The following is a 14,814-nucleotide window of genomic DNA, read 5'->3' on the forward strand; positions in this document are numbered from 1 at the left end:
TACTGAAAAACGATTATTTTATAATTGGCTACTTAAGAACATTCATGTGGGGAGGCCGCATTTTCGTGGCGTTAAATCAACACGAGCTTTTTATTAAATTACTAGACCAACTGAATCTCGAGTCCCAGGCGAACGACGCAGCATTTGCGAACGCGCAGATTACAGATATGGTTGTTCATGAACAGAGTCGGACTTGGAGTTTTGGCTTTCATTTTGATCACATTCTGCCGTTTGAAACATTTATGAACTTTTCACAGCGCCTTACCCAAGCGTTTGATGAGATTGCGACGGTAAACTTTCATATCGCCTCAAATGACACACAGGCTGAAATTGAAACGATTGCACGGTACTGGACATGGGCTGTTAGTCACAGCGGATTGAATGAGCAGTTTGCACGACAATTGTGTGAAGGAACTGCGCCAACTATGGACGGCGAACGGGTGATTATTACGGCGCCCAATCAAGTTGTTTCAGATTTTCTTAGCGGTGATACATTGACTGCTTTAGTCGCAACGTATCAGCGCTTAGGTTTTCCTGAATTGTCGTTTGCAACGACAGTTGATGAAGCTGCATCAGCACAACAGCTTGCTGATTTTCAAGCGGCTAAGGAAAAACGAGATGAAGAAATGGTCACCAAGGCGGCCGCTGTCATCGCCAAAAACAAGGCTGAACATTCATCTGCGCCAACGGTAAACGGCCCGGTTAGTATGGGTCGAAAAATTAAAGATGATGAACCAGTTCGCCGAATGGATGAAATTACTGAAGAAGAACGTAGTGTGACCGTTGAAGGGTACGTGTTCGCAAAAGAGATTCGAGTGCTTCGGTCGGGCCGGCAATTATTGACAATAAAGATCACGGATTATACTTCTTCTTTCATCGTGAAGAAGTTTTCACGAAATGAAGATGACGAAGCTAATTTTGCGGCCATTCCTGAAAAGGCGTGGGTTAAAGTTCGCGGTTCTGTTCAGGAAGATAACTTCTCACGAGACTTAGCCATTATTGCCAACGATTTGCAGGTGGTTTCTCATACCGAACGAGAAGACACCGCGCCTGAAGATGGTAAACGGGTAGAGTTGCACCTCCATACTCAAATGAGCACGATGGATGCTACGAATAACATTGCTGATTTTGTCAGCCGAGCCGCAAAATGGGGGCACAAGGCGATTGCAATCACGGATCACGCTGGTGTTCAAGGCTTCCCTGCAGCTTTTAAGGCCGCTGAAAAGGCAGGCATTAAGATGCTGTATGGCGTGGAGGTTAACCTGGTTGACGATGGTGAACCAATTGGCATCAATGACGCGCATGAGGTGCTAAAAGGTCACGAATACGTGGTGTTTGACGTTGAAACGACTGGTCTTTCAGCCATTTACGATAAAGTTATCGAACTTTCTGCCGTTAAGATGCAGGATGGCAACGTCATTGATCAGTTCGAGGAATTCATTGACCCTGGTTTTCACTTGTCTGATACGACCACTAACTTAACGAGTATTACGGATGATATGGTGGCTGGATCAAAGAGCGAAGAAGAAGTCTTCAAAATGTTCCGCGATTGGTATGGCGACGATATTTTGGTCGGTCATAACGTGACATTTGATGTCGGTTTTATGAATACCGGTTATGTGCGCCATAATATGCCAGAAATTGATAACCCGATTATTGATACCTTGACGCTGGCACGGTTTTTATACCCGACGTTAAAAGGTTATCGTCTGAATACACTGGCAAAAAAATTTAATGTTTCATTGGAACATCATCACCGTGCCATCTTTGATGCTGAGTCAACTGGTCATTTAGCAATGATTTTCTTGAAAGACGCAGAAGAACGCTACGACATTGTTTATCATGATCAGTTGAATGAACACATGAGTGACAATGACGCCTACAAACATGCGCGACCGTTTCACGCAACTGTGATAGCAAAAACGCAGGCTGGTCTGAAGAACTTATTTGAACTTGTTTCGCTGTCGAATGTGAAATATTTCTACCGGGTACCCCGTGTTCCGCGGAGTGAACTAAACCGTTTACGCGAAGGGCTTATTGTTGGCTCAGCGTGTTCCTCTGGTGAAGTATTCGAAGCGGCCATGCAAAAAGGGAAAGCTGAAGCACTCAAACGAGCAAAATATTACGATTATTTGGAAGTTCAACCCAAACCGGTTTACAAACCCTTAATCGAGGGTGAGTTAATTCACGACAATGCAAAACTTGAGGCGATCATTAAGTCATTGGTTGAGATCGCTCATGAATTGGATAAACCGATTGCCGCGACTGGCGATGTTCATTACTTGGATCCTCACGATGCCATTTATCGGAAAATCCTCATTAGTTCGCAGGGTGGCGCTAATCCGCTTAATCGTCATTCATTACCAGATGTTCATTTTCGTTCTACTGACGAAATGTTGTCAGAATTTAGTTTCTTGGGGGACGATTTGGCACAGGAATTGGTTGTTACCAATCCGAATAAAATCGTTGATATGGTCGAAGACGTACACCCGCTGAAAGATAAGTTATACACGCCAAGAATGGCCGGTGCGGAGGATGAAATCCGTGAACGGACAATGGACACAGCTCATGAACTATACGGGGATCCATTGCCAGATATCGTGCAAAAACGTGTCGACCGAGAGCTAAAGTCGATTATTGGAAACGGGTTCTCTGTTATTTATCTAATTGCACAACGGTTAGTGCATAAATCTAACAAAGACGGGTACTTGGTTGGTTCCCGTGGGTCGGTTGGCTCTTCCGTTGTAGCGACGTTTGCCGGTATTACCGAAGTCAATCCACTGGCACCTCATTATCTGTGTCCCAACCCAGAATGTAAGTACAGTGAGTTCTTTACGCATGGTGAATACAGTTCTGGCTATGATTTACCCGATAAGAACTGTCCTAAATGTGGCACGCTGCTTAAGAAAAACGGCCAGAACATTCCGTTTGAAACATTCCTTGGCTTTAAAGGAAACAAGGTTCCAGATATTGATTTGAACTTCTCCGGAGACTACCAACCCATTGCGCATAACTATACTAAAGTCATGTTCGGTGAGGACAATGTATATCGCGCGGGGACGATTGGAACGGTTGCTGATAAGACAGCGTACGGTTACGTTAAAGCTTATGAACGTGATCACGACGTTACTTTCCGTCAGGCTGAAATTGACCGTTTGTCGAGCGGCGCCACGGGTGTCAAACGAACGACGGGTCAGCATCCGGCCGGGATTATCATCGTGCCGGACTACATGGATATTTACGATTTCACGCCGATCCAATACCCTGCCGATGATCAAGATGCTGCTTGGCAGACAACTCACTTCGATTTCCATTCGATTCATGACAATATTTTGAAAATGGATATTCTGGGGCATGATGATCCAACGATGATCCGGACATTACAAGATTTGTCAGGTATCGATCCAAAAACGATTCCTACAGACGATCCTGGTGTGATGGGGTTATTCTCTGGCACAGAGGTGCTAGGTGTTACAGAAGAACAAATCTTCAGTAAAACGGGGACACTGGGCATTCCTGAATTCGGAACTCGCTTTGTTCGTGGAATGCTTGAGGAAACACATCCGAAGAACTATTCTGAATTGCTGCAAATTTCAGGCCTGTCACATGGGACTGACGTTTGGTTGGGTAATGCGGAAGAGTTGATTAAAGATGGCACGGCTACAATTGCTAACGTGATTGGTTGTCGTGATAACATCATGACCGACTTGATCAACTACGGGTTGGATTCAGAAATGTCATTTCAAATCATGGAATCTGTGCGTCACGGTCGCGGGATTCCTGATGAATGGCAAGCAGCTATGCGAGAGTCGAATGTGCCACAGTGGTATATTGATTCCTGTCTAAAAATCAAGTACATGTTCCCAAGGGCGCATGCTTCTGCCTATATTTTGATGGCGTTACGGGTGGCTTACTTTAAGGTTTACTTCCCGATGTTGTATTACGCTGCTTACTTCTCTGTTCGTGCTGATGATTTTGATTTAGTTGCCATGTCACGTGGTAAAAATGCGGTTAAGGCATCGATGAAAACTATTATGGACAAAGGCAACGATGCATCGACTAAGGAAAAGAGTCTGTTAACGGTGCTTGAATTGGCTAACGAAATGATGGAGCGTGGCTTTAAGTTCAAGATGATCGATGTTGAACGTTCGGATGCACAGAGCTGGTTGATTGACGGAGACTCATTGATTGCTCCGTTCAATGCAGTTCCCGGTTTGGGCGATAACGTTGCTAAACAGATTGTGGCGGCCCGTGAAGAAAAGCCATTCCTGTCCAAGGAAGATCTAAGCAAACGTGGTAAAGTTTCTGCCACGATTATTGACTTTCTGACTGAGAATCACGTGTTAGATGATTTGCCAGACGAAAATCAGCTGAGCCTATTTTAATGTCTGAACGGACTAGTCAGTGTTTCATCTGTCAAAATGAACTGAGTGTGACTGTGACAGTTGCTTATTTAGAGTAAATGATGCAGATGTCATCTTGTTCCTAAAATTTTGAAAAGCTTCATGCTTAATCCAAATATGCCCTATTCCTGAACTTGAGGAATAGGGCATATTTACGACTAGACGTGTTCAAAGTGAACGCATATCGGATCTTGTTTCATGTTTTTGATTTTCAGTTCAGTAATGATTATCGTAGATTGCTCGTCAGCAGTTTGCTTTGGTTAAGGGTGGCCTTATTTTCAAAACGTTCTGCTTCGTCGAACTTTACATTGTGTTTATCATACCAACGCCTGACAGTGTCTGTTTGGTCAGCAAAAAGAGGCGGTAGCGAGAGTTGTTGACCCATAGTCGAGGCTGGTTCTTCCAATGCAAAACCAGGTGCAGTAGTTGCTAATTCGATGCGGTTATCGGAGGGGTCACGAACATAAATACTTTGAAACCAGCCCCGATCACGATAAAGTTCAATATCCAAACCGAGTGATTGTGCCCGCCTGTAATAATGGAACAGTGTTGATTGATCTGGAACTTGTAATGCGATGTGATCAACGCTACCGCGGCCCATTCGTGACCGATGATTTGAATCAGGCGCTGATGTTAGGGTGATGGCTGCGCCGCTCGATGGAAGGGGGATTTGATGATTAAAGTTGTTGAGCCCCAGCCAATCCTGATAGAAGGTGACTGTTTCTGAATAATTAACATAGTCAATATTGGTTCCAAGCAGACCTACTATTTGATTCTTCACGGGAACGTCATTTGGCACATGTTGGCGATCCGTTAGTTGGCGATCCACTTCGACGAAGGTTAACAAAACACCATCCGGATCTGTAATTATTAACCCGCTAGCGATGAGCTGTGGATGATAGCCGGCCGCCTCAAGCCGCTTTTGCCAGTAGGATGTCGTGTTTCGAGGGATGCCGATCCGAATGCCTGTTAGTCCGTGGTTTGCTTCCTGACGTTGGCCTAAGCGATCTAAAACAAAAAAAGTGATAACGCTGCCAGGCTCGCCCAAATTATTACCGTAATACAGGTGTCTAATGTGAACGGCTTCTTGATTGACGGAATTTTTAACGAGTCTAAGACCGAGTACTTGAATGTAAAATTGTGCATTAACGGAAGCGTTACCGGTCAGCAATGAAATATGATGTGGCGAAAAAAGCATGATACCCCTCCTCAATATCAGTTGAACTTGATCATATTTTATACCGAACACGCTCAAAATGCTTGGATTGGTGCCGTTGGTTGTGTTTTTGGCGCTGGGATGCTATACTATGACATGTAATTTAAGACTCTTAATCTAAGAGTGAGCCATTCGTGGCTCGCTCTTTTTTCAGGGCTAAATGAGGAGGTGGAAAACTTGAGCAGTGTGACAGAAACGGTTACCCAGATGGTTCAACCCATCGTTGACGAACATCATTTTCAGCTTGTGGATGTTGAATTTGTCAAGGAGGGTAAAAGCTGGTATTTGCGCGTCTACGTGGACAAACAAGGCGGTATTACCATTGATGACTGTGTCATCGTGAATGATGCTCTGAGTGCAGAGCTTGATGCCGCTGACCCAGATCCCATTCCCCAAGCTTACTATTTAGAAGTTTCCTCGCCAGGCGCGGAACGGCCACTTAAAAAAGAGGCCGATTTTGAAAGTGCAGTTAACCAGTACATTCACATTTCGCTGTATCAACCGATTAACAAAGTGAAGGTGTTTGAAGGTACTTTGGCTGAACTTACGCCGGAAACATTAACGTTGAATTATAAAGTCAAAGGGGTTGCTAAAACAGTGACGATTGAACGTAAAGCCATTGCAAGTGCCCGTTTGGCGATTGATTTTAGTGGTATTTAAAACACAACTGACACAGCGATCGTGGCTAAAGTCGCGAATCGTTATCCTGACGGTTCATGTAAGGAGTACTAGGAAATGAGTAAAGAATTGGTTGGGGCGCTAGACGCTCTTGAACAAGAAAAAGGGATCAAAAAGCAAGTCGTTATCGAAGCGTTGGAAGCCGCGTTAGTTTCTGCTTACAAACGGAATTATAATCAGGCTGCTAACGTTGACGTTGAATTTAATGAACGTAAAGGCGACATCAAGGTCTACGCAGTTAAAACTGTGGTTGAAGATGTCGAAAACGACCAGTTGCAGGTAAGTCTACAAGATGCCGTTGCCATTAACCGTGCCTATGAAATTGGTGATGAAATCAAGTTTGAAGTCACACCGAAGAACTTTGGTCGGATTGCCGCTCAGACTGCTAAGCAAGTCATTATGCAACGAGTTCGTGAAGCTGAACGTGGTTTGGTTTACGATGAATATAGTCAGTACATGGATGAAGTCGTTACTGGTGAAGTTGAACGCCAGGACACGCGTTACTTGTACGTCACGTTAGGCAGTGGTTCTAATACGGTAGAGGCCGTTATGGCTAGTTCAGACCAGATGCCAAACGAGACTTACAAAATGCACGATAAGATCAAGGTTTATGTTTCACGGGTTGAAAATAACCCTAAGGGACCACAAGTGTTCGTTAGCCGGACACACCCTGAGTTACTAAAACGGTTATTTGAAGAAGAAGTGCCAGAAATTTATGATGGGACTGTTGAAATCGTTTCGATCGCCCGTGAGGCTGGTGATCGTGCTAAGATTGCCGTAAAGTCTAACGATCCTAACTTGGATCCTGTTGGTACCTGTGTTGGTCCTCGTGGTCAGCGTGTCCAATCTATTGTTAACGAATTATCCGGTGAAAACATGGATATCGTTGAATGGGTGGACGACGAAGCACAATACGTTGCAAACTCATTAAACCCGGCTGAAGTCGTTGATGTTGTGTTTGATTCTGAAAATGAGCGGGCCTGCACAGTCGTTGTTCCAGATTATCAATTATCATTAGCCATTGGTAAACGTGGACAAAATGCCCGTTTAGCTGCTAAGCTGACCGGTTTCAAGATTGACATTAAGTCAGAAACTGAAGCTGCCAACTTGTTTGAAGATGCAGATGATCAGGAGTATGTTGAAGCTGGATCAGACGTTGAGGTCGACAAGCCCGATTTTGAAAAGGGCGAAGACGACGATCAGTCCGAAAAGTAGACTGGCACTAGTTTTTAACCTTAAGGGGGAATTGTGATGCATCAGCGTAAAGTACCCATGCGTAAAGACATCGTCAGTGGCGACATGTTTCCGAAAAAAGACTTGATTCGTGTGGTCAAGAATAAGGAAAATGAAGTCACAATCGATCCAACGGGTAAGCAAAATGGTCGTGGCGCCTATGTGACCATTGATACAGCGACGGCTAAAAAGGCACAACATGAGCATAGCTTGGACAAGGCGTTTGGGATGAAAGTTGACGACGCCTTCTATGAAGAGTTAATTGCTTACGTCGATCACCAGCAAGCCCGGCGCGAGTTGTTCGGGGACGATCACAAATGACCCCAGAACAGCAGCTATTAAACCTTCTTGGCCTGGCACAACGGGCGGGCCAGTTGGTTACAGGCGAACCCATGGTATTAGCAGCGATTAAAGCAGGAAATATTCGTTTTCTGTGGGTTGCAAATGACATGGGTGCAAGCTCAAAAAAGAAGTTAACTGATAAAGCAAGTTTTTACCATGTACCGGTCAGCACCGCATTTAGTGTTGCGGAACTGAGTCAGGCTACAGGACGACAACGTTCAGCATTAGGCGTCAGCAACGCTGGCTTCGCAAAAAAAATGCAAACGTTATTGGATAAAATGAAATGAGGAGAGTGAAAGGATGGCCAATAAGCGAATCTATGAACTCGCGAAGGAACTTAATGTTTCCAGCAAGGAGCTCCTAACGAAAGCAAGCGCCAAGGGGATGAGTTTTAATAATCACATGGCGACCATTAGTGATGCTCAAGAAAAGACGTTACGTGGGATTATTAAACCGACTGTTCAAGCGAAGGCTGCCAATGCCGCGGCAAATGAAAAGTCTGGTGATACCGCACCTAAACGCAAAGTCGTTCACCATTTGATCAACAATAATAAGAAATCGGACCGTCGCCATACTAATTTTGGCCGAAACGGGGCCAACTTACACGGCGAAGGGCGGATCATGAATTTGAGTAATCCACGGACGAATAATCGTCAAACAAAGCGTCAACAAGAACAGCAGTCAACTGCGCCACGTTCTCAAGCATCTGCTTCACAAACTGCAACGAGTACTGCGGCTAAAGCGACATCACAAGCTGTTCAGTCCACTGCAACTTCAGTGACTGCTTCGTCAGCTGTTAAGTCAACGACGCCACGTTCGCAGGCGGCTGCTAAGACAACTGCTACAAGTCATGCACCGCGTTCTGCTGCTGCTCATACGACGAGTCGACCAACTCAGTCTCGACCGGCTGCTAGAAACACTGATCAACGTAATGGCGGTAATAATAGTTCACGCAATAACAATAACAATCACACAACGGCTAACCGAAATGGTAGTACCAACAGTTCGCATTCAAACGGACGTAGTGGTGGTTATAACAGTAACAACAACCGTAATGGTAGCAACACTAACAACGGTAGCCGTGACAATAACCGTAGTTATGGATCACGTAACAACAACGGTTCCAACAATTCTGGTAACTCAAACAACCGGAACAGCACCAACTCGCGCAACACGAGTTCGCACACTTCGAGCCGATCAACTGCTAACGCTGGTGCATCATCATCCAACACCAACAGCAATGGTAGTGGTCGTAATAACCGTTTCAGTAACAGTAGTAACGGTAATCGTTTTGGCAATAACAACCGTCGTGGTGGTCGTGGCCAACAGCAATATGGACAAAAACACCAGAAGCGTAATAAACGTAACCAACGGATCAAGCAGACTGCTCAAGCACAGCCAGCACCAACCCGTAAGGAACGTCCATTACCAGATGTATTGATGTATGACGTTGGCATGAACGCCCAGGACTTGAGTAAAATCTTGCACCGTGAGACCGCGGAAATCGTTAAGAAATTGTTCATGCTGGGTGTCATGGTTAACCAAAACCAAAGTTTGGATAAGGACACCATTGAAATTTTGGCAGCGGATTACGGTATTGAGGCTCAAGAAAAGCCTAAGGAAGATATTGCCGATATCGACAAATTCTTCGAAGAGCAATCGACAACTGATCCAACTAAGCTAGTACCACGTCCACCAGTTGTAACAATCATGGGCCACGTTGACCATGGTAAAACAACACTGTTGGATCAACTGCGTAATTCTCACATTACGGCTGGTGAAGCCGGTGGGATCACTCAGAAGATTGGTGCTTATCAAGTTGAATTAAAGGGTCGTAAGATTACCTTTATCGATACACCAGGACACGCGGCCTTTACCGCTATGCGTGCACGTGGTGCTGACATTACTGATATTACGATCTTGGTCGTTGCTGCTGATGATGGTGTTATGCCTCAAACAATTGAAGCTATCCACCATGCGCAGGCTGCTAAGACGCCAATTATCGTGGCCGTTAACAAGATTGATAAGCCAGGTGCCAACCCGAACCATGTTATTGAACAGTTGTCTGCTTACAATTTGATTCCTGAAGACTGGGGTGGCGATACCATCTTTGTCGAAATTTCAGCCAAGTACGATAAGAACCTGGATGAATTGTTGGACATGATTCTTTTGCAAGCTGACTTGATGGAACTCAAGGCAGATCCAGAACAGCGTGCTCTCGGTTCAGTTATTGAAGCACGTTTGGACAAGGGTCGTGGCCCTGTTGCCACTGTCTTGGTTCAAGAAGGTACGCTTGAAGTCGGTGATCCAATTGTTATTGGGAACACTTACGGACGGATCCGAACCATGAACAATGATCGTGGTCGGACTGTTAAAGAAGCTACACCTGCAACACCAGTGGAAATCACTGGGATGAACGATGTACCAGAAGCCGGCGACAAGTTTGTTGTCTTTGAAGATGAAAAATCCGCTCGGGCAGCTGGTGAGGAACGTGCTAAACGTGCCTTAGTTGAAGAACGCTCTCATGCTAACCACGTGACGTTGGACAATCTGTTCGACACCATGAAGGAAGGCGAAATGAAGGAAGTTGACGTTATCATCAAGGCCGATGTTCAAGGTTCTGTTGAAGCGTTAGCAACTTCATTCCAGAAGATTCAGGTTGATGGTGTTCGGGTTAACATTATTCATCAGGCCGTTGGTGCCATCAATGAAAGTGATGTTACTCTGGCCGAGGCTTCAAATGCGATCATTGTTGGCTTTAACGTTCGTCCGACCGCTCAGGCCAAGTCGCAAGCTGATAGCGATGGTGTGGACATTCGCTTGCACAACGTTATCTACAACGCTATTGATGAAATTGAATCAGCGATGAAGGGCATGCTTGAACCTGTCTACAAAGAAGAAGTTACTGGTCAGGTTGAGGTTCGTGAACTTTACAAAGTTTCTAAAGTCGGCACTGTTGTCGGTGGTATGGTTACGGAAGGCTACATCAGTAGCGATGCCGGTGTTCGTTTGATTCGTGATGGTGTCGTCGTTTACGAAGGTAAGCTGGGCTCTCTACAACGGTTCAAGGATCAGGTTAAGCAGGTTAAAGCCGGGTTTGATCTTGGTCTAACCATTGCTGGTTATAATGACATCAAGGTTGGCGACGTTATCGAAGCCTTCGTGATGAAGGAAGTTCCCGTCGAATAATCTCGATAGTCTAGTAAATTCAAGTAACGTTAGGAGTGAAAGACGATGCCAAATAAGCATTATCGTGTGGGTCGCCTGGAACAGGAGATTCAACGTGAAGTTGCTGATATTTTGCTTAAGCGGGTCCGTGATCCTCGTGTAGCCGGTGTCACTATTACCGGTGTTGAGGTAACGGGCGACTTGCAAGAGGCAACATTGTATTACAGTATCTTGTCCGATAAGGCGAGTGATAACGAAAAGGCTGCAGCTGGATTGAGTAAGGCCAGTGGTTTGATTCGTAGTGAACTTGGCAGTCGGTTAAGTATTTACAAGACACCAGAAATTACGTTTGAACAAGATAAATCCGTTCAGTATGGTAATCATATTGATGAATTAATTAATAAATTACATCAACAAGAACGTGACTAATCCTAAAAAGCGACTGCCAAGACTGGCAGTCGCTTTTTAGTTTTTGCTAGGTTATAATTGTGACCGTTATTAATTCAAATTGATGGACCGCTGTACGTTGGCCCATTTTTAAAAGATGAAGTGAGGTTACTGCTGCCATGGAAGGAATTTTGCCGATTAATAAGCCGCGTGGAATGACGAGTCATGACGTGGTCTTTAAACTGAGAAAAATATTGCACACAAAAAAGATTGGCCATTCTGGAACATTAGATCCAAATGTTGATGGTGTGTTGCCTATCTGTGTGGGACCGGCTACGAAGGTTGTGCCATATTTAATGGCTTCAGGAAAGGTTTACCGTGGCACAGTAACGTTGGGGTTTGCCACGGAAACTGAAGATTTAGATGGGGCGGAGATTGCACGAAAACCCTTAACGCAGCCATTTACCGACGCTCAAATTTTGCATGCCATGATGGGGTTAATTGGTGACATCGATCAAATTCCGCCGATGTATTCAGCAGTCAAAGTTAATGGGCGGAAGCTATACGAGTACGCTCGGGCTGGGGAAACAGTTGAACGTCCAGTACGTCATATTCATGTCGATCGTTTTGAACAAACGGGACCAACTAGTTTCGACAAAGAAAACGGAACTCAAGTGATCCCGTTTGAGATTGGCTGTGGTAAAGGGACTTATGTTCGAACTCTTTCCGTTCAATTGGGTGAAGCGTTGGGCGTCCCCGCTGTTATGAGTGATTTGACACGTTTGAAAAGTGGCGGTTTTGATCTGTCACAAACAGTCACTTTAGAACAGGTTGCCGACGCAATGACCGAGGGCAATATTAATCAGTATTTATTGCCAATCGATGTCGCGTTGGCCCACTATCCTGTGACAGAACTAACGTTAGCAGAGTGGCAGATTGTGACAAATGGCGGTTTTTTGTCACCTTCTGTATTAGTTGACCAAGGAGTCACTGCCCTTAAGTTTCAGAATCACATTAAGGCGCTTTACCAATTATCAACTGACGGTAAAGTAGCCAAACCACTGAAAATGTTTTCGAATCATCTGTAATGGGTGTAAATTAAAATTTTTGATATTGAAGGTGCGAAACATTGCAAGTTATTTATTTACGACATCCATACCGACCAGAACAAATTCCTGATGGACCGGTTGTTTTAGCAATGGGATTTTTCGATGGTGTGCATATTGGTCACCAGACGGTAATTGAGCGGGCACGCAAATTGGCCAATGAGCGGGGTGTCAAACTTGCGGTGTTGACTTACACACATCATCCTTCAATTGTTTACAAAACATCTGTTGACTCTTTTCGCTACTTATCAACGTTTGACCGTAAACTAGAATTATTAGATCAGCTAGGTGTTGATATTGTGTATGGAATTAGTTTTACCTCCCAGTTGTCGGCAGTTGTCCCACAGGAATTTGTTGACGATTACATGGTTGGCTTACATGCAGTAGCCGTGGTTGCCGGATTTGATCATACGTATGGCAAGAAAGCCATCGCCGGGATGGCACAATTACCCGCTTATGCTAAGGGGCGTTTTGATGTGGTTGAGGTCAAACAAGTGGCCATTGACCAAGCAAAGGATAGTTCGACTCGAATTCGTCAGTTAATTGATGACGGTCAACTGGCACAAGCCAACGAGTTGTTGGGATACACGTACCAAACTACCGGAATTATTGTTCACGGTGAGGCGCGTGGGCGGACATTAGGGTATCCAACGGCTAATGTTGATCCGACAGCGAGTGAACGGGTTCCAGGCATTGGGATTTACGCGGTGTGGCTCCAAATCGGTCAGCGATGGTATCCGGGCATGGCGTCAATAGGCCGCAACGAAACTTTTGGGGAGCATCGGCCTGTCACTATCGAGATTAATCTGCTTGATTTTAATCAGGAGGTTTACGGTGAAGAGGTTAAGGTCGCTTGGGGCGCATATCTGCGCGGTCAAGTTAAGTTTGACGGTGCTGATGCTTTGGTACGTCAACTAGATCAGGATGCTGCCGATACACGGGTGTTCATGGCGAAACACCTCGAAGGACCCGTTGAACAGTTATCGATGAAACAGTAACTTTTAACGAAAGAACGGTTTTTTCCACATTGGGAAAGAAGCCGTTCTTTTATTGTTTTTAGACGGAAGATACTGTTCAATTCCATCTATCATTTGACGGTTAAGTGCGTTGAAAAAAATAATTAACAAAAGATGTTTGAACTCGCCAAAATTGTTTGACTTTGTTTGACCAAGTTGTTATATTAGTAACTGTTCTTAGCACTCAAATAGCGTAAGTGCTAAAAGGGGTGATTAAGACGCTAACAGAACGACAAAAAGTGATTTTGCAAGCTATTGTGCGTGAGTATACGGAAACCGGTGCGGCAGTTGGGTCTAAGGCCCTCGCAGCCCGTTTGCCAATTCACGTTAGCTCTGCAACAATCCGCAATGAAATGGCATCGTTGGAAGAACAAGGTTATGTTCAAAAAGAGCATACGTCTTCGGGACGGATTCCGTCACTGGCAGGTTACCGTTATTATGTTGACCATCTGGTTAATAATGATGCAGTGGCACATGCCGATATTCAGTTAATTCAAAATGAATTGAGCGGTTCTTTCAATAAGATTGATGAAATCATTGAAGAGTCAGCCAATTTGTTATCTGAATTGACTTCATATACTGCGTTTACGCTCAAGCCTGAACAGGCGGATGCGAGACTAAGTGGATTTCGGTTGGTGCCTTTAGGTAATCGACAGGTGATGGCCATTTTGGTGATGGACAGCGGTGAAGTTGCTAACCAAACGTTCACGATTCCACGCTCAATGTCCAGCGATCAGCTGGAAACAGTAGTTCGTTTGATTAATGATCAGTTGGTTGGTTTGCCAATCACTGAGATTGTGGACAAACTACGTGTGGAAATCCCCGCGAAAGTTGGTCAGTACATGCAGACACCGGAAGGTTTTTTACAAATTTTCGGTCGTGTGCTGGATCAAGCAGCTACGGAACGTTTCTTCGTTGGTGGTCGCTTAAACTTGCTGAACTTTTCTGTTAACCACAATCCGCAGGACTTAAAATCGCTGTATCAATTGTTTGACACGTCAGATGATATTGCCAGCGTTTTAAGCCCACCGGATAATAAGGTGCAGGTGAAAATTGGTAATGAAATTACCAATGATTTGCTTAAGCACTATAGTTTGGTTACAGGAACTTACGATGTGGGTTCCCACGGAAGAGGTATGATTGCCGTGTTAGGTCCAACGCGGATGCCATATTCACGGATGATTGGTTTAGTTGGTGCATTCCGACAAGAACTGGCCGCTAAGCTTTTGGATTATTATCGAAACCTGGATGACTAATTTTTTTAC

The 14,814-nt window shown here is 44.8% G+C and carries 11 protein-coding genes; 10 read left to right on the forward strand and 1 reads right to left on the reverse strand.

Annotation, left to right across the window (positions count from 1 at the left end; all coding sequences use genetic code 11):
• Positions 1-65 precede the first annotated feature (65 nt).
• A complete protein-coding gene (locus GB993_RS03450; protein WP_161003109.1) occupies positions 66-4,385 on the forward strand; it encodes a PolC-type DNA polymerase III in 4,320 nt (1,439 codons plus the stop codon).
• Positions 4,386-4,629: 244 nt separating this feature from the next.
• On the opposite strand, the gene GB993_RS03455 is transcribed toward GB993_RS03450, so the two are convergent.
• Entirely contained in the window at positions 4,630-5,601 is a 972-nt protein-coding gene (locus GB993_RS03455) for a VOC family protein (RefSeq protein ID WP_161003110.1), read from the reverse strand.
• A 195-nt stretch (positions 5,602-5,796) separates the two neighbouring features.
• Between GB993_RS03455 and rimP the strand changes: the two genes are divergently transcribed.
• The 9 genes from rimP to hrcA all read left to right on the forward strand — a co-directional run bounded on the left by rimP (position 5,797) and on the right by hrcA (position 14,805).
• Positions 5,797-6,279: a ribosome maturation factor RimP gene (rimP, locus tag GB993_RS03460; protein ID WP_161003111.1), complete on the forward strand. Its 483-nt coding sequence runs from the start codon at positions 5,797-5,799 to the stop codon at positions 6,277-6,279.
• Between the two features lie 75 nt (positions 6,280-6,354).
• On the forward strand, positions 6,355-7,512 hold the full coding sequence (gene nusA, locus GB993_RS03465) for a transcription termination factor NusA (protein ID WP_017261980.1): 1,158 nt from the start codon (positions 6,355-6,357) through the stop codon (positions 7,510-7,512).
• A 36-nt stretch (positions 7,513-7,548) separates the two neighbouring features.
• Entirely contained in the window at positions 7,549-7,851 is a 303-nt protein-coding gene (rnpM, locus tag GB993_RS03470; protein ID WP_161001219.1) for an RNase P modulator RnpM, read from the forward strand.
• Positions 7,848-8,159 (forward strand): YlxQ-related RNA-binding protein, encoded by a 312-nt coding sequence (locus GB993_RS03475; protein WP_161001220.1) that lies wholly within the window; start codon positions 7,848-7,850, stop codon positions 8,157-8,159. The genes rnpM and GB993_RS03475 overlap by 4 nt, the downstream gene beginning before the upstream one ends.
• A gap of 13 nt (positions 8,160-8,172) precedes the next feature.
• Entirely contained in the window at positions 8,173-11,061 is a 2,889-nt protein-coding gene (gene infB / locus GB993_RS03480; RefSeq protein WP_161003112.1) for a translation initiation factor IF-2, read from the forward strand.
• Between the two features lie 45 nt (positions 11,062-11,106).
• Positions 11,107-11,469 carry a 30S ribosome-binding factor RbfA gene (rbfA, locus tag GB993_RS03485; RefSeq protein ID WP_017261976.1) on the forward strand — a complete coding sequence of 121 codons (363 nt, stop codon included), beginning with the start codon at positions 11,107-11,109 and terminating at the stop codon, positions 11,467-11,469.
• A gap of 137 nt (positions 11,470-11,606) precedes the next feature.
• Positions 11,607-12,515, forward strand: a complete 909-nt coding sequence (gene truB / locus GB993_RS03490) for a tRNA pseudouridine(55) synthase TruB (RefSeq protein ID WP_161003113.1) — start codon at positions 11,607-11,609, stop codon at positions 12,513-12,515.
• A gap of 41 nt (positions 12,516-12,556) precedes the next feature.
• Positions 12,557-13,531: a riboflavin biosynthesis protein RibF gene (gene ribF, locus GB993_RS03495; RefSeq protein ID WP_161003114.1), complete on the forward strand. Its 975-nt coding sequence runs from the start codon at positions 12,557-12,559 to the stop codon at positions 13,529-13,531.
• A gap of 230 nt (positions 13,532-13,761) precedes the next feature.
• Positions 13,762-14,805, forward strand: a complete 1,044-nt coding sequence (gene hrcA, locus GB993_RS03500; RefSeq protein ID WP_026017153.1) for a heat-inducible transcriptional repressor HrcA — start codon at positions 13,762-13,764, stop codon at positions 14,803-14,805.
• Positions 14,806-14,814: the final 9 nt, after the last annotated feature.

The organism is Furfurilactobacillus milii (genome assembly GCF_009864005.1).
In the GTDB taxonomy this organism is placed as follows: domain Bacteria; phylum Bacillota; class Bacilli; order Lactobacillales; family Lactobacillaceae; genus Furfurilactobacillus; species Furfurilactobacillus rossiae_B.

What these genes read in the sequence shown, in the direction of transcription:
- GB993_RS03455 (WP_161003110.1), bottom strand. Translation starts at nt 5,601, where the DNA reads ATGCTTTTTTCGCCACATCATATTTCATTGCTGACCGGTAACGCTTCC.
- nusA (WP_017261980.1), top strand. Translation starts at nt 6,355, where the DNA reads ATGAGTAAAGAATTGGTTGGGGCGCTAGACGCTCTTGAACAAGAAAAA.
- rnpM (WP_161001219.1), top strand. Translation starts at nt 7,549, where the DNA reads ATGCATCAGCGTAAAGTACCCATGCGTAAAGACATCGTCAGTGGCGAC.
- GB993_RS03475 (WP_161001220.1), top strand. Translation starts at nt 7,848, where the DNA reads ATGACCCCAGAACAGCAGCTATTAAACCTTCTTGGCCTGGCACAACGG.
- infB (WP_161003112.1), top strand. Translation starts at nt 8,173, where the DNA reads ATGGCCAATAAGCGAATCTATGAACTCGCGAAGGAACTTAATGTTTCC.
- rbfA (WP_017261976.1), top strand. Translation starts at nt 11,107, where the DNA reads ATGCCAAATAAGCATTATCGTGTGGGTCGCCTGGAACAGGAGATTCAA.
- truB (WP_161003113.1), top strand. Translation starts at nt 11,607, where the DNA reads ATGGAAGGAATTTTGCCGATTAATAAGCCGCGTGGAATGACGAGTCAT.